20 protein-coding genes are annotated in these 23937 nt (G+C 69.1%); 3 read left to right on the forward strand and 17 right to left on the reverse strand.

Annotated elements, in window-relative coordinates; all coding sequences use genetic code 11:
• Positions 1 to 37: 37 nt before the first annotated feature.
• From BLR99_RS16100 to BLR99_RS16130, 7 genes are all read right to left on the reverse strand, one after another.
• Positions 38 to 1162, reverse strand: coding sequence for a sulfate/molybdate ABC transporter ATP-binding protein (locus tag BLR99_RS16100; protein ID WP_011795647.1), 1125 nt, complete (start codon positions 1160 to 1162; stop codon positions 38 to 40).
• 20 nt (positions 1163 to 1182) lie between these two features.
• Positions 1183 to 2136, reverse strand: a complete 954-nt coding sequence (gene cysW / locus BLR99_RS16105; protein WP_048857578.1) for a sulfate ABC transporter permease subunit CysW — start codon at positions 2134 to 2136, stop codon at positions 1183 to 1185.
• 16 nt (positions 2137 to 2152) lie between these two features.
• Positions 2153 to 3028 carry a sulfate ABC transporter permease subunit CysT gene (gene cysT / locus BLR99_RS16110; RefSeq protein ID WP_011795645.1) on the reverse strand — a complete coding sequence of 292 codons (876 nt, stop codon included), beginning with the start codon at positions 3026 to 3028 and terminating at the stop codon, positions 2153 to 2155.
• Between the two features lie 3 nt (positions 3029 to 3031).
• A complete protein-coding gene (locus BLR99_RS16115; RefSeq protein ID WP_011795644.1) occupies positions 3032 to 4045 on the reverse strand; it encodes a sulfate ABC transporter substrate-binding protein in 1014 nt (337 codons plus the stop codon).
• A gap of 127 nt (positions 4046 to 4172) precedes the next feature.
• Positions 4173 to 4754 carry an RBBP9/YdeN family alpha/beta hydrolase gene (locus BLR99_RS16120; protein WP_011795643.1) on the reverse strand — a complete coding sequence of 194 codons (582 nt, stop codon included), beginning with the start codon at positions 4752 to 4754 and terminating at the stop codon, positions 4173 to 4175.
• 240 nt (positions 4755 to 4994) lie between these two features.
• Positions 4995 to 5708 (reverse strand): hypothetical protein, encoded by a 714-nt coding sequence (locus BLR99_RS16125; RefSeq protein ID WP_011795642.1) that lies wholly within the window; start codon positions 5706 to 5708, stop codon positions 4995 to 4997.
• A 202-nt stretch (positions 5709 to 5910) separates the two neighbouring features.
• Entirely contained in the window at positions 5911 to 6846 is a 936-nt protein-coding gene (locus BLR99_RS16130) for a LysR family transcriptional regulator (RefSeq protein WP_011795641.1), read from the reverse strand.
• Between the two features lie 138 nt (positions 6847 to 6984).
• Here BLR99_RS16130 and BLR99_RS16135 point away from each other — a divergent pair, with 138 nt between their 5' ends.
• On the forward strand, positions 6985 to 7626 hold the full coding sequence (locus tag BLR99_RS16135; RefSeq protein WP_011795640.1) for an FMN-dependent NADH-azoreductase: 642 nt from the start codon (positions 6985 to 6987) through the stop codon (positions 7624 to 7626).
• Between the two features lie 52 nt (positions 7627 to 7678).
• Here BLR99_RS16135 and BLR99_RS16140 read toward each other — a convergent pair whose 3' ends face one another.
• From BLR99_RS16140 to BLR99_RS16170, 7 genes are all read right to left on the reverse strand, one after another.
• On the reverse strand, positions 7679 to 8233 hold the full coding sequence (locus BLR99_RS16140; protein WP_011795639.1) for an NADPH-dependent FMN reductase: 555 nt from the start codon (positions 8231 to 8233) through the stop codon (positions 7679 to 7681).
• 125 nt (positions 8234 to 8358) lie between these two features.
• Complete coding sequence (locus BLR99_RS16145; protein ID WP_041827419.1) at positions 8359 to 9156, reverse strand: MetQ/NlpA family ABC transporter substrate-binding protein; 798 nt, start codon at positions 9154 to 9156, stop codon at positions 8359 to 8361.
• 122 nt (positions 9157 to 9278) lie between these two features.
• Positions 9279 to 10844: a methyl-accepting chemotaxis protein gene (locus BLR99_RS16150; RefSeq protein ID WP_011795637.1), complete on the reverse strand. Its 1566-nt coding sequence runs from the start codon at positions 10842 to 10844 to the stop codon at positions 9279 to 9281.
• A 191-nt stretch (positions 10845 to 11035) separates the two neighbouring features.
• Positions 11036 to 11701: a methionine ABC transporter permease gene (locus tag BLR99_RS16155; RefSeq protein ID WP_011795636.1), complete on the reverse strand. Its 666-nt coding sequence runs from the start codon at positions 11699 to 11701 to the stop codon at positions 11036 to 11038.
• A 4-nt stretch (positions 11702 to 11705) separates the two neighbouring features.
• Positions 11706 to 12764, reverse strand: coding sequence for a methionine ABC transporter ATP-binding protein (locus BLR99_RS16160; protein WP_011795635.1), 1059 nt, complete (start codon positions 12762 to 12764; stop codon positions 11706 to 11708).
• Between the two features lie 305 nt (positions 12765 to 13069).
• Positions 13070 to 15136: a hybrid sensor histidine kinase/response regulator gene (locus BLR99_RS16165; RefSeq protein ID WP_011795634.1), complete on the reverse strand. Its 2067-nt coding sequence runs from the start codon at positions 15134 to 15136 to the stop codon at positions 13070 to 13072.
• A 133-nt stretch (positions 15137 to 15269) separates the two neighbouring features.
• Positions 15270 to 16523 (reverse strand): MFS transporter, encoded by a 1254-nt coding sequence (locus tag BLR99_RS16170; protein ID WP_011795633.1) that lies wholly within the window; start codon positions 16521 to 16523, stop codon positions 15270 to 15272.
• Between the two features lie 95 nt (positions 16524 to 16618).
• On the opposite strand from BLR99_RS16170, the gene BLR99_RS16175 reads away from it, so the two are divergent.
• Together BLR99_RS16175 and BLR99_RS16180 are read left to right on the forward strand one after the other, a co-directional pair.
• Positions 16619 to 17641: a LysR family transcriptional regulator gene (locus BLR99_RS16175; RefSeq protein ID WP_011795632.1), complete on the forward strand. Its 1023-nt coding sequence runs from the start codon at positions 16619 to 16621 to the stop codon at positions 17639 to 17641.
• Between the two features lie 52 nt (positions 17642 to 17693).
• Complete coding sequence (locus BLR99_RS16180) at positions 17694 to 18182, forward strand: low molecular weight protein-tyrosine-phosphatase (RefSeq protein WP_011795631.1); 489 nt, start codon at positions 17694 to 17696, stop codon at positions 18180 to 18182.
• A gap of 26 nt (positions 18183 to 18208) precedes the next feature.
• Here the strand turns inward: BLR99_RS16180 and BLR99_RS16185 are convergent, their stop codons facing one another.
• The 3 genes from BLR99_RS16185 to BLR99_RS16195 all read right to left on the reverse strand — a co-directional run bounded on the left by BLR99_RS16185 (position 18209) and on the right by BLR99_RS16195 (position 23923).
• Positions 18209 to 19201, reverse strand: coding sequence for a type III effector (locus BLR99_RS16185; protein ID WP_228194013.1), 993 nt, complete (start codon positions 19199 to 19201; stop codon positions 18209 to 18211).
• A 90-nt stretch (positions 19202 to 19291) separates the two neighbouring features.
• Positions 19292 to 20749, reverse strand: a complete 1458-nt coding sequence (locus tag BLR99_RS16190; RefSeq protein WP_011795629.1) for an efflux transporter outer membrane subunit — start codon at positions 20747 to 20749, stop codon at positions 19292 to 19294.
• 3 nt (positions 20750 to 20752) lie between these two features.
• The gene (locus tag BLR99_RS16195) at positions 20753 to 23923 is read right to left on the reverse strand and encodes a multidrug efflux RND transporter permease subunit (protein WP_048857577.1); all 3171 of its coding nucleotides are present in this window, start codon (positions 23921 to 23923) and stop codon (positions 20753 to 20755) included.
• Positions 23924 to 23937 lie beyond the last annotated feature (14 nt).

A 23937-nucleotide genomic window follows, 5' to 3' on the forward strand; every position in this document is an offset into this window, starting at 1 on the left:
GGGCGCCGCAGGCGGCATCCGGCAAGGATGCAGCGTGTCAGATGCCCGCGGCGTGGTCCAGAAAAACGCGGGCGCGGCGCGGCGTCACCACCAGCGTTTCACCCTCCCTGAATCCCGCCTCCCGGAACTGCTGCGCCGGTATCTGCGCTTCGATCAGGGCTTCGGGCTCCGCATTGTCCGCTGATTTGTGATCGGTATCCGGGATAAGTTCCAGGCGCGCGATCGGGCCGACCACGATGGCGCGGGACAGCTGCGCCACGATGCCGCGGGGACGGCCGTCGGCGCCCACGCCCTGCCCCGGCGAGTAGCGCTCCACGTCCAGGTCGTGGGGGCGCACGTAGGCGAAGGCGGCGGCATTCTGGGCGGAGGCATGTTCGGGCGAATCGATGGCCATGCCCTCCATGTGCAGCAGGCCCTCGTGCGCCCGGCCGTGGAACAGGTTCACGTCGCCCAGGAAGCCATAGACGAAGGGGCTCGCCGGCTGGTCCCAGACCTCCTGGGGAGAGCCGCTCTGCTCGATGCGCCCCTGGTTGATCACCACCACGCGGTCGGCCACCTCCAGCGCTTCCTCCTGGTCGTGCGTGACGAAGATCGAGGTCACGTGCAGTTCGTCGTGCAGCCGGCGCAGCCAGCGGCGCAGTTCCTTGCGCACCTTGGCGTCCAGCGCGCCGAAGGGTTCGTCCAGCAGCAGCACCTTGGGCTCGACGGCGAGCGCCCGCGCCAGGGCGATGCGCTGGCGCTGCCCGCCGGACAGCTGCGAGGGATGGCGGTCGGCCAGCCAGTCGAGCTGCACGAGCTTGAGCAGGTCCGTCACCTTCTGGCGGATCTGCGCCTCGGACGGGCGCTCGGAGCGCGGCTTCACGCGCAGGCCGAATGCCACGTTCTCGAACACCGTCATGTGCCGGAACAGAGCGTAGTGCTGGAACACGAAGCCCACGCCCCGGTCGCGCACGTGCACGTCGGTCGTGTCTTCCCCGGAGAAATGGATGCTGCCGGTGTCGGGTGTTTCCAGCCCCGCGATGATGCGCAGCAGCGTGGTCTTGCCGCAGCCGGACGGCCCGAGCAGCGCGATGAGCTCTCCGGACTGGATGTCCAGGCTCACGTCCCGCAGGGCCTGGAAGTCGCCGAACTGCTTGCTGATGTTGCGGATTTCGATGCTCATGTGTGTTCCCCGGTTCTGGATCAGCGGGTCGTCGTGGCGGAAGCGGCAGGCGCGCCCGGCGCCACCGGCGCGGGCGTGGGTGTGGGTGTGGGCCGCTCGGGCGGAAGCTGGGCGGCGGCCTTGCGTTCCTGCTCGCTGCGCCACTCCGCGAAGGTCTTGATCACCAGGGTGACCAGCGCCAGCAGGGCCAGCAGCGAGGCCGCCGCGAAGGCCGCGACGGACTGGTACTCGTTGTAGAGGATTTCGACGTGCAGCGGGATGGTGTTGGTCTGCCCGCGGATGTGCCCCGAGACGACCGACACGGCGCCGAACTCGCCCATGGCGCGCGCATTGCACAGGATGACGCCGTACAGAAGCCCCCACTTGATATTGGGCAGCGTCACGTGCCAGAAGGTCTGCCAGCCGCTCGCACCGAGCACGATCGCGGCCTGCTCCTCGTCGCTGCCCTGCGCCTGCATCAGGGGAATGAGCTCACGCGCGATGAAGGGGAACGTGACGAACACGGTCGCCAGCACGATGCCCGGCACGGCGAAGATGATCTTGATGTCGTGCGCCGCCAGCCACGGGCCCAGCCAGCCGTTGGCGCCGAACAGCAGCACGTACACCAGGCCCGCCACGACGGGCGAGACGGAGAACGGCAGGTCCACCAGCGTCGTGAGGAAGGCCTTGCCGCGGAACTCGTACTTGGCGATCGCCCAGGCGGCCGCCACGCCGAACACGAGGTTGAGCGGCACCGCGATGGCGGCCGTGATCAGCGTGAGGCGGATGGCGGACCAGGCATCGGGCTCGCGCAGCGCATCCAGGTAGGCGCCGACGCCCTTGCGCAGCGCCTCGGTGAACACGGCCGCGAGCGGCAGCACGAGGAACAGCAGCAGGAAGGCCAGCGCGACCCCGATCAGCGTCCAGCGGACCCAGGGGGCTTCGGTGGTGCCTGCCTGGGCACGGCGGAGGGTGCGTGTCGGGTGGTTGCTCATATGCACGTCCGGGCCATCATGTGCTCTTGCGCTGCCAGGCCTGCAGCGCGTTGATGATGAAAAGCAACGCGAAGGAAATGACCAGCATCACCACGGCCACCGCCGTGGCGCCCGCGTAGTCGTACTGCTCCAGCTTGCCGATGATGATGAGGGGCGTGATCTCGGACACCATGGGCATGTTGCCGGCGATGAAGATCACCGACCCGTATTCACCCACCGCGCGCGCGAAGGCCATGGCGAAGCCCGTGAGCAGCGCGGGCGTGATGGAAGGCAGGATGACCTTGGTGAAGATCTGCCAGCGGGTCGCGCCCAGGCTGGTGGCGGCTTCCTCCAGTTCCTTCTCGGCGTCCTCCAGGACGGGCTGCACGGTGCGGACCACGAAGGGCAGCCCGATGAAGATCAGGGCGATGACCACGCCCGCGGGCTTGAACGCGAGCTGGATGCCCAGGGGCTCCAGGTACTGCCCCACCCAGCCGTTGCCCGCGAGCAGCGCGGTGAGCGAGATGCCGGCCACGGCGGTCGGCAGCGCGAACGGCAGATCGACCAGCGCATCGACGATCTTCTTGCCGGGAAAGCGGTAGCGCACCAGCACCCAGGCGATCAGCAGGCCGAACACGAGATTGACCAGCGCGGCCAGGAACGACGCGCCGAAAGTGAGCCGGTACGAAGCCAGCACGCGCGGCGCGCTGATGGCCGACCAGAACTGGTCCCAGGTGAGCGTGAACGTCTTGAACAGCAGCGCCGACAGCGGGATGAGCACGATGATGCTCAGGTAGAAGAGCGTGTAGCCCAGCGTGAGTCCGAAGCCGGGCAGCACGCGGCGGGAGCCGCCGCTGCGGGCACGGCCGGTCGCGGGCGCCCGGGCGCCCGGGGAGGGGATGGCCGCGCCCATGGATCAGCGACCGCCGGGGGTGTAGAGCTTGTCGAACTGGCCGCCGTCGTTGAAGTGCACCTTCTGCGCCTCGCCGAGCGATCCGAAATACTTGGCGACGGTGAACTGCTTGACCGGCTTGAAGACGTCGGCGTGCTTCTTCAGCACGGCTTCGGAGCGCGGGCGCAGCGCGTGCTGGGCGGCAATTTCCTGGCCTTCGTCGGAATACAGGTAGTCCAGGTAGGCCTTGGCGAGGTCGCCCGTGCCCTTCCTGGTCACGGTGCGCTCCACCACGGCGACGGGGTTCTCGGCCACCACGCTCACCGAGGGATAGACGGCATCGACCTTGCCCTTGCCGAATTCGCGCTCGATGGACAGCACCTCGGATTCGAACGTGATGAGCACGTCGCCCGTGTTGCGCTGCAGGAAGATGCTGGTCGCGTCGCGACCGCCCTTGCCCAGCACCGGCACGTTCTTGTAGAGCTTGCCCACGAACTCTGCCGCCTGCGCATCGGTGCCACCCTTCTCGCGCACGGCGCCCCAGGCGGCCAGGTAGGCATAGCGGCCGTTGCCGCCCGTCTTGGGGTTCACCACGACCACCTGCACGCCGGGCTTGACCAGGTCGTCCCAGTCCTTGATGTTCTTCGGGTTGCCCTTGCGCACCAGGAACAGCATGGTGGACGTCGTAGGCGATGCGTCGTTGGGGAATTTCTTCGCCCAGTCCTTGGCCACCACGCCGTTGGCGGCCAGGAAGTCGATGTCGGTGGTGGTGTTGAAGGTGACCACGTCGGCGGCGAGGCCGTCGTTCACCGCGCGGGCCTGGGCGCTGGAGCCGCCGTGGGCCTGGTCGATGCGCACGTCCTTGCCGGTGGTCTTCTTGTAATGGGCGACGAAGGCCTGGTTGTAGTCCTTGTAGAACTCCCGGGCGACGTCATAGGAAACGTTGAGCAGCGTGGTCGTCTGCGCGGACGCCACGCCCGCCGTGGCGGCGAGGGCCAGGGCGGCCAGGAAGGTCTTGAGTTTCGTCCGGGAATTCATGTGTGCGTCACCCAGGTTGTCTATGAATGCAACCCATTGTGAACGCCAACGCTTCCAACTCAAAAGAATAGATTCTTGTTAATTAATCAGACCAGGGCATAAAGCGCCGGGCGCACGGCGCGTTGGCTCAGGCCGCGGAGCGCACCGGCTCCGCACCGCCGCCCGGTCCCCAGGCCACGTCTTCCGCGAGGGAGTGCAGCAAGGCCCAGCCGAGGGGCCACTCGCCGTGCCCGGACTCCACGTTGATGTGTCCGGCCTGCTGCAGCCGGACGAATTCGCTGCCCCACGCCCGGGCATAGGCACCGGCCAGGCGGACGGGGCAATACGGATCGTTGCTGCTGGCCACCAGGATGCTGCGATAGGGCAAGGGCTCATAGGGCACGGGGGCGAAATCGCTGAGCACGGCCCGGCGCTCCGGATCGGCGGGCGCCACCAGCAGGGCCCCCGCCACGCGGGACCGGGCCTGCGGGCCCATGTGTGCCGACGCGATGCAGCCCAGGCTGTGGGCGACGATGACCACCGGATGGGGCGCCTCCTGCACGGTGCGCTCCAGGGTCCGGACCCAGGCTTCGCGCGTCGGGGTGATCCAGTCGTCCTGCACCACCCTGCGCGCCCCGGGCAGGCGGTCCGCCCAGAGCGTCTGCCAATGGCCGGGGCCGGAGTCCCGCCAGCCCGGCACCACGATGACGGAACGGCCGGCGAGCGTCATGGCTGCCTCCGCGCGGCCGCGCACCCAAGCGCCCCGGCCCCGGCCACGGGAAGCAAAGCCCGGGCAGCCGGAGCCGTCCGGACGGGCAGCCAGGGGCCTTGCCGACAGGGAGTTTCGCTGTGAGGGGCTGCAACAGCCATGGCATCGCTCCTTTTGCATGCATGAATGGAGCGATTCTGTGCGGGCAGTTTTAAAACCCGAACGAATATATGGTTGTGAATTTATGAGTATCTCGTCTATTCACTGGCTGGCCAGGCGATCGCCTGCATGGCGCAGCAGCACGAGGATCTGCCACTGGGCCACCACCAGGGCGAAGTAGGCGAACAATTCCGCCCACTCTTCGACGACCACCGCCCGGCCCTGCAGGAAGCTCGCCACGGGTATGCCGAGATGCCCTTCGGCATAGGTGCTGAGAGCGGCCGCCAGCAGCAGGATGGCCAATTCGGCCCATACGAACTGCGGGGAGCGCAGCAAGGCGGGGACGGCGCGCAGGATCCGTGAACGCAGCAGCACCCAGGCGCACCAGGCGAGCACGATGAGCGCCAGTGGTACGACCGCGGGCTTGTACCAGAGGTGCGCGGACGAATAGACCGGCCCCTCCGCAGAGAAGTCGATCGGAGGCAGCAGCGCGGCGCCCCAGCTCAGCTCCCGCGCCGTCAGCAGGCACCAGACCGGAGCCGCTGCCATCGCGAAGCCCTTCGCCACGAGGCCTTCGGAGTCTCCGGCGACCTGCCGGCGCGCGGCCAGCACGGCCATGCCGGCGCCCGCCAGCAGCACCACGACCTGGATGTCCTCCAGCAGACCGTTCTCCCAGCCGGCGGAAACAGGGAGGACCGCGGCGGCCGCACCGCTGAGCGCCAGCCCCAGCAGCATGCAGGCCAGCCACAGCCGGCGCCATCGGACGGACTGCGGAGGGACGTGGAACGTCACCGGGGATGGTGTAGCGGTGTTCATTGGGCGGGCGATGGGCTGGCGACGGGTCCCTGCGCGGCAGGGACATGGGCGCGCGTGCGGCAGAACCCAAGGACCCGCTGCCCTTCTACCAGGTATTGCGCTGCGCGTACGTAATTTACCGATGAGTCCATGGAGTGACCGATCGGTTACAAGCCAGTGTAAGGCAGCCATGTAAAGCGCGTGTAATGCAACGCGCCGAAAATCACGCGGTTCGCGTGCCGCCGCGCCGGCAGACCACTTCGTTGTGGCCCGGAACGGTCTCGCCCAGGAAATCCAGGAAACGCCGCACGGCCGGAGCCAGGCCGCGGCGCGAGGGGAACACCGCATGCACCACCCCGCGCGGCGTGGACCAGCCGGGCAGGATGCGCACCAGCCGCCCCTCGCCCAGTTCCGCCTGGCACATGTAGTCGGGCAGCCAGCACATGCCGGTGCCGGCCAGCGCGGCGAACTTGAGGGTGAGCAGATCGTCCGCCACGTACCGCGGCGTGAGCTGCACGGCTTCCTCGCGGCCGTCGGGCCCGACCAGGCGCAGGGCGGTGCGGCCGTCGGGCGCGGACATCGCCATGCTGTCCAGACGGCTCAGTTCGGCGAGGGTGGCTGGCGTGCCCTGCCGGGCCAGCAGGGCCGGGCTGGCGACCAGCACCTGCAGCACGTCGTCCAGCCGCTTGACGACCATGCTGCCGCTGTCGTCGAGATTCGGCCGCACGCGCAGGGCCACGTCCACGCCCTCCTCCACCAGATCGACGGCCCGGTTCGTGACCTGCATCTCCACCCGCACCTGGGGATGGCGCTCCAGGAAGATCGGCATCAGCTCTCCCAGCACCGTCTGGGCGAGCGTGACCGGACAGCTCACGCGCACCGTGCCGCGCGGTTCCGTCTGGACCTCTGCCACCGCATCGGAGGCGGCCTGCGCGGCCTCCCGTACCGCCTGGCAGTGGCGCAGGTAGGACTCGCCGATCTCGGTGAGCGACAGCTTGCGGGTCGTGCGCTGCAGCAGGCGCACGCCCAATTGCGCCTCCAGCTCGGATACGCGGCGCGACAACCGGGACTTGGGGATGCCGAGCGCGCGGCCCGCGGCGGCGAAGCCGCCCCGCTCCACCACCTCGGCGAAATACAGCATGTCGTTCAGGTCTTGCATGGCCAGGGCTCCTGCCCATCGTCTCATGGATGGAACGATCTATCGTAAATGCTCCGCCTTATCAATGCATCCACACCGCCGCACAATCCAATCCACGCCACATGGTGTGGCCACCGACCCGATACCAGGAGAAATACCATGCAACTGCTGCACATCGATTCCGCCATCACCGGCAACGCATCCGTTTCGCGCCAGCTGACCGCCAGGACCGTGGCCGCCTGGGTGGCAGCCCATCCCGGCACCGAGGTGCACTACCTCGATCTCGTGGCGCAGGCTCCGGGCCATTTCACCATGGACGCGATGGCGCCACGCACGGGGCAGACCGACGGGCTGAGCGAAGCGCAGCAGCGCGAAAACGCCGTGTCCGAAACGCTGGTGAGCCAGTTCCTCGCGGCCGACGTGGTCGTGGTCGGCGCACCCTTCTACAACTTCGGCATCCCCACGCAGCTCAAGGCCTGGATCGACCGCATCGCCCAGCCCGGACGCACGTTCCGCTACGGCGCCAGCGGTCCCGAAGGCCTGGCGAAGGGCAAGACGGTGATCGTGGTCTCGTCGCGCGGCGGCGTGTATTCCACGAGCGATGCCGGCCGGGCGCTGGAACACCAGGAGAGCTACCTGCAGACGGTGTTCGGTTTCTTCGGCATCACCGATGTGCGCTTCGTGCGTGCCGAAGGCGTGGCCATGGGGCCGGACGCCCGCGCCCAGGCGCTGGCGAGCGCCGATGCCGACATCCGGGCGCATGCCGCGGCACCGGCCACCGCGCTGGCCGAAGCCGCCTGACCGGCACCGCACAGGCACGGGCAACGCGGGGCGGCCCGGCGCCGGGCTGTTGTCAGGCCTGTGCGTGGCGGCGCACCCAGGCCGCGTATTTGTCCATCCAGGTCTGGATGAACTGCCGGCTCGATTCGCCGATGCTGCCGTCGTCGGCGAACAGGCCGTCTTTGGCCTGGATGAACGCCTCGGGCTGGCCGAGCGTGGGAACGTCGAGGTAGGCCAGCACGTTGCGCAGGTGCTGCTGGGCGAGCGCCGTGCCGATGGCCCCGACGGACACGCCGATCACGCCCGCCGGCTTGCCGCCCCAGACACTCTGGCCATAGGGGCGGGAGGCATGGTCGATGGCGTTCTTGAGCACGCCCGGGATGGAGCGGTTGTACTCGGGCGTGACGAACAGCAGGCCCTGGGCCTTCGAGATCCCGGACTTCAGCCGCAGCACGGATTCGCTCTGGTGGCCGTCGTCATCCTGGTTGTAGAGCGGCAGGTCGTCGATGCGCACCTGGGTGAGCGTGAAATCGGGCGGCGCCAGCCTGGCCAGGGCATCGGCCATGCGGCGGTTGAACGAATCCTTGCGCAGGCTGCCCACGAGGACGGCGATGGTGTATTGGCTCATGGAGACTCCTTGAGTGGCTGGTGAAAGCAGCCGGGCCGCGCTGTGGCGCGGCCCGACAGTTCTCCATGATCACGGCCCCGCGAGAGCTTGCCTGTCAGGCAAGCGCGCATTCGGGGCGCCGCGCCTCACCAGCCGGCGAGCACCGCGCCCTTGAACTGCGTTTCGATGTACTGGCGGACCTCGTCCGAGTGGTAGGCCTTCACCAGCTTGGCCACCCAGGGCTTGTCCTTGTCGGCCTCGCGCACGGCGACGATGTTCACGTAAGGGCTCTTGGCGCTTTCCTGGGCGATGGCGTCGGTCTTGGGATTGAGGCCCGCGGACAGCGCGAAATTGGTGTTGATCGCGGCGGCATCGAGATCGTCCAGCGAACGGGCCAGCTGGGCGGCGTCCAGCTCCACGAACTTGAGCTTCCTGGGGTTGGAGGTCACGTCCAGCGGCGTGGCCTTGAGGCCGGCGCCGTCCTTGAGCTTGACGAGGCCCTTGTCCTGCAGCACCAGCAGCACGCGGCCGCCGTTGGTCGGGTCGTTGGGAATGCCGAAACGCGCGCCCTCCTTGAGGTCCTCGAGCTTCCTGACCTTCTTCGAATACAGGCCGATGGGGAAGTTGACCGTGTAGCCCGCGGACACCAGCTTGTAGCCGCGGTCCTTCACCTGGGCGTCGAGGTAGGGCTTGTGCTGGTAGCTGTTGGCATCGAGGTCACCGGCCGCCAGTGCCGCGTTCGGCTGCACGTAGTCGCTGAATTCGACGATCTGGACCTTCAGGCCGTCCTTCTCGGCCACTTTCTTGACCTGCTCGAAGATCTGCGCATGGGGGCCGGCGGTCACGCCGACCTTGATCGGCTTGTCCTGGGCCATGGCGCCAGGGGCCAGCAGCAGGGCGATCGACGAGGCAGCGAGGGAGCGGAGAAGAAAACGCTTGTTCACGGGGGTGACTTTCCATTCGAAATGTGTGGAGACGGATCGTATCGGCACGGCCCCGTTGCGCCAAAGAACGGGTTGTCATTTCCTCATGCCGGAAATCGGCGGGCCGCCGCCGCCCTGCCCGGTCAGGCAGCCAGCTTGAAGACGCCCACGGCCTGCGCCAGCTGAGTGGCCTGCTGCTCCAGGGTGCGGGAGGCCGCGGCCCCCTGCTCCACCATGGCGGCATTCTGGCGCGTCGATTCGTCCAGTTGCGCGACCGCTTCGCCCACCGAAGCGATGCCACCGGTCTGTTCCGCCGTGGAAGCGTTGATTTCGGCGATGAGCTGGGCGACGCGCTCCACCTGTCCCACGATGTCGGCCATGGTGGAGCCCGCCTGGCCCACCAGGCGGGAGCCGTCGTCCACGCGCGCCACGCTGTCCTCGATGAGTGCCTTGACCTGCCGGGCGGCCTGGGCGCTGCGCTGGGCGAGGCTGCGGACCTCGCTGGCGACCACCGCGAACCCGCGGCCCTGCTCGCCCGCACGCGCCGCTTCGACGGCCGCATTGAGCGCGAGGATGTTGGTCTGGAATGCGATGCCGTCGATCACGCCGATGATGTCCGCGATCTTGCCGGAGCTCTCGGCGATCGAGGTCATGGTGGCCACCACCTCGCCCACGACCACGCCGCCCTTGCCTGCCGCGGCGCTGGCCGATGCCGCCAGCTGCGCCGCCTGCCGGGCGGATTCGGCGTTGCCGTTGACGGACTGGGTCATGCGCTCCATCGATGCCGTCGTGTGCTCCAGGTGCCGCGCCTGCGCCTCGGTACGCTGCAGCAGGCCTGCATTGCCCTGCGCGATCTGCAGCGCGCCCTCCGCCATGGCCTCCGATGCACCGCGCACCCTGGCGACCACCGACGACAGGTTCTGCTGCATGCTGCCCAGGGAGGCCAGCACGCTGCCCGCGCGCGCCGCCGACGCACCGGGAACGGAGCCCAGGTCGCCGGACGCCACCAGGCCCGCGACCTCGGCCAGGGCCTGCGGCTCCGCGCCCAGCTGACCGGCGATGCTGCGCGACACGGCCCAGGCCACCAGCACGCTGGCGGCCAGCGCAAGAACCAGCGCGCCCATCATCACGGCGCGGAATCCGCTCGCCTGCGCCATGGCCGTGGCGTTCTCGGCCTGGATGCGCGCTTCCTCGAAATCGATCAGCCGGTTGATGGCTGCCAGCCATTGCACGTACTGGGGCTTGGCCTGCTTCCAGAGCACTTCGCGCGCCTGGGCGTCGTCCTGGCCCGCGAGCGCCACGATGCGCTGCGTGGACGCCACGGCCTGGGCCTCCGCACGGCGGATGTCGGCATAGAGCGCGCCCAGTTGCGGTTCGGCACCGGGCCTGCCCAGGATGCTCTCCAGCGGACCGGCGGACTGCGCATAGAACGCCGCGAGCGAAGCGATGACGGCGATCTCGCGCTCCCGCTGCTGCGGTGTGGCCGCGAGGACGACATCGCGCACGGCGATGGAGCGGTCGTGCGCGGAGCCCCGGAAATTGATGGCGTACCGCTGGACCGGCACGTGCTCCGAACCGTTGGCGGCCAGGGCCCTGTCGATGGCCTGCACCTTGACCAGGGCGATGCCGGCCACGACGACCAGCAGCCCCACCACGATCCCGAAAGCGACGGCCAGGCGTCTGGCGACCGTCATGCGAGAAAAACCCATTGCGTCTCACCTGTGTAATAGGATGTCACGCAATGTTACGCATTCCTGCGATGCAGGCTGCGGCAGATTTTCAATCACGTACATGCGCGTGGGCTATCCGCCGCTGCCAGCCGGTGGTGCGCCGGCCTGCTGCACCTGTGTCACGGCCGGGCGAGTGCCACGGGCAAGCCCATGAAGGCCGCCGCTCTACGTCAGCGGTGGCTCAACCGGCGCACCGCCCAGTCGCCCAGGCTCTGCACGGCCTGCACGAAGAAGATCAGCACGACCACCACGGCCAGCATGATGTCCGGCAGGAACCGCTGGTAGCCGTAGCGGATGCCCAGGTCGCCCAGCCCGCCGCCACCGATGGCGCCTGCCATGGCCGAATAGCCGGTCAGGCTGACGAAGGTGATGGTGAGGCCGGCCACGATGCCGGGCAGCGCCTCGGGCAGCAGCACCTTCCAGACGATCTGGGAGGTGGTCGCGCCCATGGCCTGGGCGGCCTCGATCAGGCCCGGGTCCACCTCGCGCAGCGAGGCCTCGACCAGCCGGGCGACGAAGGGTGCCGCGGCGATGGTGAGCGGCACCACGGCCGCCGCGGTACCGATGGACGACCCGGTGATCAGCCGCGTGAACGGGATGATGGCCACCAGCAGGATGATGAACGGCGTGGAGCGCACGGCGTTCACGATCCAGCCCACGGTCTTGTTGACGGGGCCGTTCTCCAGCACGCCGCCGCGGTCGGTCAGGCGCAGGAACACGCCCAGGGGAATGCCGATCAGCGCCCCGACCACGCCCGAGATGCCCACCATGACGAGCGTTTCCCACAGCGAGGTGGCGAACAGCTCCAGCATCATTTCCGTAAAGTTCTCGAACATCGCCTCAGCCTCCCGCTTCCACTTCCACTTTCACTTCGTCCACCACCACGCCCTGGGCGCGCAATTGCGCCACCGCGGCCGCCAGGCGCGGGGCCTCGCCGCTCGCGTACACCGCGAGGGAGCCGAAGGTCTGGCGCTGGATCTCGTCGATCTGGCCGTGCAGGATGGACAGGTCCAGGCGGTGCTCCCGGATCAGTCCGGAGAGGATCGGCTGGTAGGCCCGCTCGCCCGAATACGACAGGCGCAGCAGTTCGCCCGTCTCGCCCTCGGGCAGCTGCGCGGCCAGGCGGCGCACGTGGTCGAGCACGCTGGCGGGCAGTTCCTGCGGGACGATCTCGTCGATCAGGCTCTTGGTGATGGGCTGGCGGGGCCGCGTGAACACGTCCAGCACGGGGCCGATTTCCGCGATGCGGCCGGCATCGATCACGGCCACGCGGTCGGCGATCTGCTTGACGACCTGCATCTGGTGGGTGATGAGCACCACCGTCAGGCCCAGCTCTTCGTTCACCTGCCGCAGCAGGGCCAGGATGGAGCGCGTGGTTTCCGGGTCGAGCGCCGAAGTGGCCTCGTCCGAGAGCAGCACCTTGGGCCGGCAGGCCAGCGCCCGGGCGATGCCCACGCGCTGTTTCTGTCCGCCGCTGATCTGCGCCGGATAGCGGTCTGCGAGGTGCGACAGGCCCACCAGTTCGAGCAGCGGATTCACGCGCTCGCGGATGGCGGCCTTGTCCATGCCGGCCAGTTCCAGCGGCAGCGCGGCGTTGTCGAACACCGTGCGCGAGGACAGCAGGTTGAAATGCTGGAACACCATGCCGATGTCGCGGCGCGCGGCACGCAGTTCGGAGTCGCCGAGTTTCGTGAGATCGCGGCCCGCCACGATCACCTCGCCGGCCGTGGGGCGGTTGAGCAGGTTGATGACGCGCACCAGCGAGCTCTTGCCCGCGCCGCTGCGCCCGATGATGCCGAACACTTCGCCCGGCTGGATGTGCAGGTCGATGCCCCGCAAGGCTTCCACGGGCCCGCTCGGCCCCTGGTAAATCTGGGTGATGCCCCGTAAGTCGATCATGGCGATGCGATCCCTGGCTTTTCCGGCGGCGGGCGGCCTGGGGCCGTCGCGTGGGAGCAGGACCGGTTCTGGAGAAAAAGGAAACGGTGAAGAAAGAAAGAGCACCGCGCCCGTGGACGGCACCACGGCGGTGCACTGGACGCGGAACCCGTGACTCTACGGCCTGTGCGGCGGAATACCAACGAATCAGAGGTTCGATGCTAAGACGCCGCGGTTATGAGGGAGGGGATTGTGCAACACCCGGCCCGTCCTGCGGTCGCAGCGGGGTTTCGCGGGCTTTCCGGGGTTTCGCCGGCCCGAGCCGCTCAGTGGCCGGGCGTGCCCACCATGTCCAGCACCTTCCGCACCAGCGCCTGGGCATCGAACGGCTTGACGATGAGCTCCATGTGGTGGGCGGCCAGGAAGCCGGGATCCATGGCCGCCTGCTCGGCGTAGCCCGTCATGAGCAGCACCAGGATGCCGGGAAGACGCTCGCGCGCGAAATCCGCCACCTGCCGGCCATTGGGCCCCGGCAGCCCCACGTCGGACACCAGCAGGTCGAAGTGGATGGCGCCCGACAGCATCGCCATGCCCCCGGCGCCTGAGCTGGCCGACAGCACCTGGAAGCCGAGGTCGCGCAGCAGTTCGCACACGAACTCGCGCACCGTGGCGTCGTCCTCCACCACCAGCACCGAATCCGGCCGCTTGCCCGCCTCGGCACTGTCCAGGCCGGCAGGCGCCTCGTCGCTGACCTCCTCGGACGAGCGCGGAAAGTAGAGCGACACGCAGGTGCCGCGCCCCTCTTCGCTTTCCAGCGCCACGGCGCCGCCCGACTGGCGCATGTAGCCGTAGATCATCGACAGGCCCAGCCCCGTTCCCTGCCCGATCGGCTTGGTGGTGAAGAACGGATCGAAGGCCAGGTCCAGCACTTCCTTGGACATGCCGTGGCCGGTATCGCTCACCTGCAGGCGCACCAGGTCGCCCGGCGGCAGCCCGAGCGCCTCGCGTACCTGGGGAGGCAGCGCCTGCGCTCCACCCAGGTTGTCCCCGGCGATGCGCAGGCGCCCGCCTTCGGGCATGGCGTCGCGGGCATTGATGGCCAGGTTGAGCACCGCGCTCTCGAGCTGGTGGACATCGGTGAGCACCGGCCAGAGATCCTCGGGAATCTCGATGTCCAGGCGAGTGTTTTCCCCGCAGGTGTTGCGCAGCATGGGCTCCAGGTTGCGGATGGACGCGGCGGCATCCACCGGGCGCACGTCCAGCGGCTGGCGCCGCGAGAAGGCCAGCAGCCGCTGCGTGAGCGCGGCGGCGCGCCGGGCCGACGACAGGCCGGCCTCCACGTAGCGGGGAATGTCGTCCATGTGGCCGCGCGCATGGCGCTGGCCGATCAACTGCAGGGGCAGCACCACGCCCTGCAGCATGTTGTTGAAGTCGTGCGCGATGCCGCCCGTGAGCTGCCCGATCGCCTCCATCTTCTGGCTGTGGCGCACGCGCTCCTGGGACTGCAGCAGGGCTTCGGTGCGGGCGCGCTCGTCGGTCACGTCGCGGCCCACGGCCTGCACGAAGCCGTCGCCGGGCACCGCGGTCCAGTCGATCCAGCGGTCGGCGCCGCTGCGGTGGCGAAAGCGCAGCGTGGCCTGGTGGCGCACGGCCTCGGCCAGGCGCTGCACGTCGTCCGGCACGCGCACCGCCTCGTCGTCATGGATGAAGGAGAGGATGCGCCGGCCGATGGTCTCGTCCTCGGAATAGCCCAGCGTGGCCTGCCACGCGGGATTGACGGCGGCGATGGTGCCGTCGAGCCGCGTGACGACCAGCATGGCGTCCGACAGCAGCCAGAGCCGGTTGCGGTCGGCCGTGCGGTCGGCCACCTGCTGATCCAGCGTGGCGGCCAGGTCCTGCAGCCGCTGCTGGGCCAGGAACTTGCCGGTGGTCTCGACCACCGTGTCCATGAAGCCCACCACGGTGCCGGAGCCATCGCAGACCGGGCTGTAGCAGAAGGTGAAGTAGGCCTGCTCGTCGTAGCCCTGGCGGCGCACCACCAGCGGGAAGTCTTCCAGGAACACGGAATCCCCGGCGAGCGCGCGCTCGGCCAGCGGGCCGATTGTCTCCCACGCTTCGGCCCAGACATCGTAGAAAGACCGGCCCAGCGCTTCGGGCTTGGCCCCCAGGATGACACGGAAGGCATCGTTGTAGATGGAGACCATTTCCGGCCCCCAGGCCAGGCACTTGGGGAAGCGCGACGCCAGCACCATCTGCACCGCCACCCGCAACGCCTCGGGCCAGGACTCCATGGGGCCGAGCGGCGTGGAGGACCAGTCGTGCCGGCGCACGCGCTCGCTCATCTCGCCGGCGGTCCGCAGGAAGTCGGAATGCGTGGGGGAAGGAACACTCATGTCGGGGGCGATGATGACATGGCCAAAGCGCCCCTCCGCACCAACCGCCATTGCGCCCGCAGGGGCACGAGGGGCTGTTCCGCCGACCGGAACACGGCCGAGCCGTGCGCCTTTTTGCCGAGCCCGGCGACGCTCAGGCCCGGGCGGCCCGACCGTGCGCATCGCCCATGCGCACGGCCAGCGCTGCCGCACAGGCCAGCGTGGCCAGCACGGCCACGCCGGACCAGCCCCAGCGGGCCATGGCCAGCGCACCGAGCGCGGAACCCGTGGCCATGCCGATGAACACGCCAGTGAACAGCAGGGCATTCAGGCGGCTGCGCGCGGCGGGCTCCAGGCCATAGACGAGGGTCTGGTGGGCCACCAGCGCCGCCTGGATGCCGAAGTCGAAACCGATGGCACTGGCCACCAGCAGGCCGAGCTGCGCCCAGCCGGGGAGCCAGTGCGCGGCCAGCAGAGACGCGAACAACACCAGGGCCAGCCCCGATCCCAGTTGCGTGACCAAGCCGGGCCCGCGGCGGTCGGCCAGCCGGCCGGCCAGGGGCGCGGCGAGCGCGCCGGCCGCTCCGGCAAGGCCGAAGGCACCCGCCGCCGCACTGCCCCAGTGAAACTCGCTGTGCAGCATCACGGCAAGCGTGGACCAGAAAGCGCTGAACGCGACCGACAGCAACCCCTGCGCGAGTGCCGCGCGGCGCAGCGGGCGCTGCGACCGCCACAGCCCGGCCATGGAGGCGAGCAGCGCGCCATAGCCCAGGTGGGTGGTGGGCGCGAAGCGCGGCAGCCAGCGCCAGGCGGCCACGCCCAGCAGCGCGACCGCGGCGGCCGCGGCGCCATACACGGCGCGCCAGCCGAACGCCGCCGCGCCCAGGCCGCTCACCACCCGCGACAGCAGGATGCCCAGCAGCAGGCCCGTCATCACCGTGCCCACCACCTTGCCGCGCGCATGCGGGGCCGCCACGGTGGCTGCGGCCGGCACTACGTCCTGCGCGAGGGTGGCGGACAGGCCGATGGCGAGGCTGGCGGCCAGCAGCGCGGCGATGCCGGGGGCCGCGGCGCTGGCCAGCAGCGCCGCGGCGAGCATGGCCGCCTTGGCCAGGATGATGCGGCGCCGGTCGTACCGGTCTCCCAGCGGGGCGAGCAACAGGATACCGAGCGCATAGCCCAGTTGCGTGAGGGTGGGCACGAGGCCGACGGAGCGCCCGTCCGCATGGATGTCCGGGCCCAGCACGCCGAGCATCGGCTGGCTGTAGTAGAGCGAGGCCACGCTCACGCCGGCGGTGGTGGCCAGCAGCAGGACCAATGCCGCCGGTACCTCGGCGAGTTGCGCGGTGCCGCCGGGGGCTGCAGGGGCCATGCCGGCAGAGTTATGCGCGGGATGAATGGAAGTCATAGGAATACGCCTGGGAAAGACAATGGCTGCAGTGTCCCCGCTCCTTAGGATATGCGGTAGCCTACCCGCGCGCAGATCAGATATACGCTACACGCATGACCAATCCGTCCCTGCTCATGAACGGTGCCGACCGCATCGAGTTGCTGCAGACCTTCGTCCGCATCGTGGACAGCGGCAGCCTGTCCGCAGCGGCGCGGCAGCTCGGCACCACCCAGCCCACCGTCAGCCGGCGCCTGCAGGCGCTGGAGCGCGGCATGGGCCTGCGGTTGCTGCAGCGCTCCACGCACGGCATGAAGCTCACGGAAGATGGCGAGCGCTGCTTCGCCCATGCCAGGGAACTGCTGGCGCAGTGGCAGGCCATGGAGTCGGACCTGCGCGGCGCGCACGACACGCCCCGGGGCCTGCTGCGCGTGCAGGCCCCGCACGCGTTCGGACAGGACCAGCTGATAGCGCCGCTGGCGGCCTTCCTGCGCCGCTATCCCGAGGTATCGGTCGAATGGCTGCTGCACGACCGCCAGCCGGACTTCATCGCGGAGGGCATCGACTGCGCGATCCAGGTGGGGCCGGTGCGGGATCCGTCCGTCGTCGCCACGCACGTGGCCGAGGTGCCCCGCATCGTGGTGGCCTCGCCAGGCCTGCTGGAGGCGCACGGCGGCGCGCCGCCGCACCCGCAGGACCTGGGCGCCCTGCCCTGGCTGGCCCTGCGCACCTATTACCTGCGCGAGGTGGAACTGCATCCGGAGGAAGGGCTGGCCACGGCACCCGCTGCGGCAGCGAAACCGGATGCCACCGCCGGACCGCAGGCCATCGCCATCCGGCCGAGGATGGCCACCGACAGCCTGCATGCCCTGCGCAACGCGGCACTGTCGGGCCTGGGCGCAGCCCTCGTGTCCGCCTGGGCGGTGCAGGACGACCTGCGCTCGGGCCGGCTGGTGCATGTCGTGCCAGGCTGGAGGGCGCAGCCCCTGCCCGTGCATCTGGTCTATCCGCCCACCCGCCACCCGCCGGCACGCCTGCGCGTCTTCCTGGAGGCGATGCGCGAAGCGATTCCGTCGATCGCCGGCATGCAGGCACGGCGCGTGGCACCATCCGGGCCATCCTTGCGACCACGGCGATGAGCGACACCCCCCCCCCTCTCCCCTTCCGGATCTGGCCCCGCTGCGGGAGCGGATGGCCCACGCCAACCACGCCCCCGTGCGCATCCTCATGGTCTGCATGGGGAACATCTGCCGCAGCCCCACGGCCCACGGCGTGCTCGAGACAATGGCCGCGGACGCGGGCCTGGACGGCAGGATCGAGGTGGACTCCGCCGGCACGCACGACTACCACGTGGGCGAGCCGCCCGACGAGCGCGCCCAGGCCCATGCGCGGCGCAGGGGCTATGACCTGTCAGCCCAGCGCGCCCGCCACCTGGGCCTCCAGGACTTCGAGGACTTCGACCTCGTGCTGGTCATGGACGCCCGCAACGAGGCCGCGGCGCGCGCACTGTGCCCGCCATCGCGACGGGGCCGCCTGCACCGACTGACGGATTTCCGCCAGGCCCTGCCGGCGCACGAGGTGCCGGATCCGTACTACGGCGGAGCCGACGGCTTCGAGCACGTGCTGGACGTGGTGGAGGATGCATGCGCGGGCCTGCTGGCCGCGCTGCGCGCGGCATGAGCACGCCGCACGCTTCAGCCATCGTCTCAGCGACGTTGACGACCAGCGTATTGCTGATTCAGCAGAGTTGCAGAAATATCATCGAATGTTCGAGTTTCCCCATCACTTTGGTCCATGTATTGAGTGCTGGGATCCGTTCCGACTCGGACATCGAACAACCGGGTACTGTCGTCGGCAAGTGCATGAGCCGTAAGTTGCTCGCCAACAGGCGGCAACCCCATTTTCCTCATCTGCTTATTGATCTCTTCTTGACCCAAAGGACTAATAGACTCCATCCGTCCTGAATCTTTGCCAGAAGGTGCACGCTCGGCCCACGCTTCACCCTGAATACGCGAGTTGGCCGCGAGTTGCGCGAGAGGATACGACTGACCTGTCCGCGAATCGTGCAGAACAGCTTGGTCCAGTGTGCAAGCACTGGGATGACCGGGCCATGGATCCACGACAACAGTTTTGGATTCACCCCAGCGCGCTACCCGCGGATCTCCAATCAAAAGAAATTCATGAGACCCCCCGTCAGGGAGAGACTGCCTCCTCCGCATGATGGGAGCACTGAGGGATTCATTGTGCAAGGCTGCGCCAGCCACCGATGCGAACACAGCGCAATTGCCACCTTGGGACTTTTGCGCCCGCTTCAATTTCGTCGCCGCTCCGTCCCTGCGCGCAATTACATCCCTTGCCCAGCTTTCGCCCTGACTTGCACGTATGTCCGTCACCTGGTTACCGGCTCCAGCATGCATGACATTTCTCGTGATTCGATTTGCTCGACCAGCTGCCTTAAGATTCTCGAAGACTTCGCTTGGAACAGAAACAGTCTTGTGCCTATATCCTCCAGAAATCCCCAGCGTCGAGCTATGTACATTTTCATGTACTTTCACGATGTCATCGCGGTTGCTGGAGTTCAGAGCATTCCAGGTGCCTTGAGAAGAGCTACCGCCTGAAAGAATTTTTTTAAACATATTGACCAGAAAAGAATAGATGAGCCCATTCTCCCCTGCGCGAATCCAAATGAATCGAATCAAGCGAATTTCCAATCAACAAAACGAAGCGGGCTGCGCATAGCGAGTTTGGGACAAATGTGCGCTGTCGCGGCCTTGTCATGCTTGCAACAATCAACGATGGGCCCGCTCGACCAGCCCGCCACCCAGCGCCTTGTAGAGCGCCACCGCATTGCCGAGCTCCGCGCGGCGCAGGTCCAGCAGCGCCTGCTGCGCGGCGTACTGCTGGCGCCGGGCGTCCAGCAGTTCCAGTCGCCCGTCCGTGCCCGCCCGGTAGCGCAGTTCCGACAGCTCCACGCGCCGGGCGGCGCTGGCCACGGTACGCGCCTGGGCGTCGATCTGCCGGCCGTAGGTGGCCGCTCCCGCGAGCGCATCGGCCACCTCGCGGAAGGCGACCTGGATCGCCCGTTCGTACTGGACCACAGCCTCGGAGCGCCGCACTTGGGCGAGGCGCAGTTCCCCGCGCAGGCGACCGCGGTCGAAGAGCGGCTGGGTGATCTGCGGCGCGAAGCGCCAGGTGCCCCAGCCCGCGTCGAACAGGCCGCCCAGCGAATCGCTGGCACGGCCGACGGACGCGGTGAGCGCGATCCGCGGAAAGAACGCCGCCCGCGCCGCGCCGACATCGGCATGCGCGGCGACGAGCGCCTGTTCGGCCTGCAGCAGGTCCGGCCGCGCCAGCAGCAGGCCGGAGGGCAGCCCCGCCGGCAGACGGGCGGCGACGGGCCGCGCCTCCAGCGGCAGCGGCTCGGGCAGGACTGCCGGCGGATCGGAGCCCAGCAGCAGCCGCAGGGCGTTGTCCGCCTGGTCGAGCGCCCGCTGGCGAGCCTCCAGGTCGGCCTCCGCGGCGGCGACCTGCCCTTCGGCCTGCACCACGTCCAGCCCGCTGTTCTGCCCGGCCTGCCGCCATAGCCGCGCCAGTTCCAGGGATTGCCGCCAATCCGAAAGCGTGCGCACGGTGAGCTGCAGCTGTTCCTGCGCCAGCCGCTGGGCGAAATACGCGTCCGCCACCGCGCCCACCAGGGTGATCTGTGCGGCGCGGTGGCCGTGCTCGCTGGCCAGGTAACGCGCCAGCGCGGCATCGGACAGCGACCGGACGCGGCCGAACAGGTCCAGTTCGAACGCGCTCACGCCCACGCCCAAGGCCGCCTGCCCGGAAACCGCCGCGCCAGCGGACCCGGCCGCACCGGCTCCGGTGCCGGAGCGGGCCCCGCGCTCGCGCGACGCGGAGGCGTCCAGCGCCACCTCGGGCCAGCGCGCGGAGCGCTGGATGCGGTACTGGGCCTGCACGGCTTCGGCCTGCAGCGCCGCCAGCCGCAGGTCGCGGTTGTGCTCCAGCGCGGCCGCGATCAGCCGCTGCAGGCGCGGATCTTCGAACATGTCGCGCCAGCCCAGGTCGGCCACGGGCACGTCCGGACGCACGGAAGTGCCTGGCGAGAGCGAGGCAGCGGCGCCAGCACGGCCGCCGTAGTCCGGGAACACCGCGGGCACCGGAGGAGCCGGCCGTTCCAGCGGAGGGGTCAGCGTGCAGGCGGACAGCAGCGCCAGGAGAGGCATCATCGCAACGGTACGCATGGCTCACTGCCCTCCCGTGGTGGGTACAGCGGGTGCGCCGGCCGGTGCCGGAAGCGCCTCTGGCGGGCGGCGGCGGGCCCGCCATGCGACCACCCGCTCCTGCAGCCCCATCACGAAGACGAAGAACGCCGGCACGAAGAACACCGCCAGCACCGTGCCGCTCACCATGCCGCCGAACACGCCGGTGCCGATGGCATGCTGCGTCTCGGCACTGGCGCCCGAGGCGAGCATCAGCGGCACCACGCCCAGCGCGAAGGCCAGCGAGGTCATCAGGATCGGCCGCAGCCGCAGGCGCGCCGCGGTCACCGCCGCATCGAGCAGGCCGCGACCTTCTGAATGCAGTTGCCGGGCGAACTCCACGATCAGGATCGCGTTCTTGGCCGAGAGGCCGATGATGGTGATCATGCCGACCTTGAAGAACACGTCGTTGGGCAGGCCGCGCAGCATGACCGCCGCCACCGCCCCGACCAGGCCGAGCGGCACCACCAGCATCACCGCCAGCGGAATGGACCAGCTCTCATAGAGCGCCGCCAGCACCAGGAAGACCACCAGGGCCGACAGCGCCATGAGCAGCGGCGCCTGCGCGGCCGACTGGCGCTCCTGCAGCGACTGGCCCGTCCATGCCGCGGCGAAGCCCAGGGGCAGTTGCGCCACCAGCCGCTCCATCTCGGCCATGGCCGCGCCGCTGGAAACGCCGGGCGCCGCGCCGCCGGCGATGCGCGCGGCGGGGAAGCCCTGGAAGCGCATCATCTGCTGGGGCGATTCGGTCCAGACCGGGGTGGCCACCTCGCCCAGCGGCACGAGGCCGCCCGCGGCATTGCGCACGCGCAGCTTCAGCACATCGCCCAGCTGCATGCGCGCGGGGGCGTCGGCCTGCACGATGACCTGCTGCATGCGCCCGGCGTTCGGGAAATCGTTGACGTAGGCCGAGCCCATCGCGGCCGAGAGCGTGGTGCTGATCGCATTGAACGACAGGCCCATGGCCTCGGCCTTGCGGCGGTCGATGTCCAGGCGCACGCTCCCACCCGGCGGCAGGCCGTCGGGATAGACGTTGCGCAGCAGCGGGCTCTGCGCGGCCAGTTCCATGAGCCGGGCCTGCGCGGCCGCCAGGGCCTCCGCCCCGCGGCCGGCGCGGTCCTGCAGGAACATCGTGAAGCCCGACGAAGTTCCCAGCTCGTCGATGGCGGGCGGCAGCAGGCTCATCACCGTGCCTTCCGGCGTGTGGCGCATCGCGTCCTGCGCCCGCTCCGACTCATCGCGCGCACTGGCGCCGTCGCGCTGGTTCCAGTCCTTGAGCATGGTGAACGCCATCGCGGCATTCGGCCCCGAACCCGAGAAGCTGAACCCCTGGATCACCATGTTGGACGCCAGGCCCGGGCGGGAGGCGACGTGCGACTCGAAGGCCTTGACCACATCCAGCGTGCGCTCGCTGGTGGCGCCCGTGGGCAACTGGATGGAGGTCATGAAATAGCCCTGGTCCTCTTCGGGAAGGAACGACGAAGGCAGCTGGCGCGCCGCCAGCACGAGCACCGCGCAGACCAGAGCGAAGGCGACCATCATGCGGCCGCTGCGCCCCGCCAGGCGCGCCACGCGGGCCGCGTAGCCCCGCGACAGGCGGTCGAAGCCGCGGTTGAAGGCACCGAAGAAGCCGCGCCGCTCGTGGTGGCCGGGATCGACCGGCCGCAGCAGCGTCGCGCAGAGCGCGGGCGTGAGCGTGAGGGCCAGGAAGGCCGAGAACAGGATGGACACGGCCATCGACAGCGTGAACTGCCGGTAGATGACGCCCACCGAGCCGGTGGCGAAAGCCATGGGAATGAACACGGCCGTGAGCACCAGGGTGATGCCGACCACCGCCCCGGTGATCTCCCGCATGGCCCGGACCGTCGCATCCCGGGGCGACAGGCCTTCCGCGGCCATCAGCCGCTCGACGTTCTCCACCACCACGATGGCGTCATCGACGATGATGCCGATGGCCAGCACCATGCCGAACATGGTCAGCACGTTGATCGAGAAACCGGCCACCAGCATCACGGTGAACGTGCCCAGCAGCGCGATGGGCGCGACGATGGCCGGAATCAGCGTGTAGCGGATGTTCTGCAGGAACAGGAACATCACCGCGAACACCAGCACCATGGCCTCCGCCAGCGTGTGGAGCACCTTCTCGATGGAGATCTTCACGAAGGGCGCGGTATTGAACGGCACCGAAACCTCCATGCCCGCGGGCATGGTGCGCGCCAGTTCGGCCAGCCGGTCCTGCACGGCCTGCGCGGTGCGCACCGCGTTCGCCCCGGGCGAGAGCTGGATGGCAGCACTGGTGGCAACCCGCCCGTTCTCGCGGTTGGCGAAGGCGTACGACTGCGCCCCCAGCTCCACCCGGGCCACGTCGCGCAGCACCACCTTCGAGCCGTCGGCGCCGGCCTTGAGCACGATCGCCGCGAACTGCTCCGGCGTGGACAGCTGCCCCTGCACCGTGAGCGGCACGGTCACGCGCTGGCCCGGCAGCGTCGGCGCATCGCCCACGCGCCCGGGGGCGACCTGCGCATTCTGCTGCTCGATCGCCTGGGTGACGTCGCCCATCGCCAGGCCGTAGGACAGCAGCCGGGCCGGGTCCACCCAGACCCGCATCGCCTGCTCGGCACCGAACAATTGCACGCGCCCCACGCCGTCGATGCGGCGCAGCTCCTGCACGATGTTGCGGGCCATGTAATCGTTGAGCCCCACCTCGTCGTAGCGGCCGTCGCGCGAGGTCATGCCGATCAGCATCAGGAAGCCGGACGCGGCGGATTCCACCTGCAGGCCGCTCTGGCGCACGGCCTGCGGCAGGCGCGGCTCCACGGCCTTGATGCGGTTCTGCACGTCCACCTGCGCCAGTTCCGGGTTGGTGCCGGGCTTGAAGGTGGCGGTGATCTGCGCCGACCCGGAGGTATCGACCGATGACTCGAAGTACAGCAGGTTCTTGACACCCGAGAGTTCGCGCTCGATCAGGCTGACCACGGAGTCGTTCAGGGTCTGGGGCGTGGCGCCCGGATAGGACGCGAACAGGCTCACGGCCGGCGGCGCCACCGCCGGGTAGCGCGCGATCGGCAACTGCGGAATGGCGATCGCGCCGAACAGCACGATGAACAGGGCGATCACCCAGGCGAACACCGGGCGGCGAATGAAGAACTGGGGCATGGCTCGGCTCCGTG

The sequence above is a fragment of the Paracidovorax citrulli genome (genome assembly GCF_900100305.1).
GTDB classification, from domain to species: Bacteria; Pseudomonadota; Gammaproteobacteria; order Burkholderiales; family Burkholderiaceae_C; genus Paracidovorax; species Paracidovorax citrulli.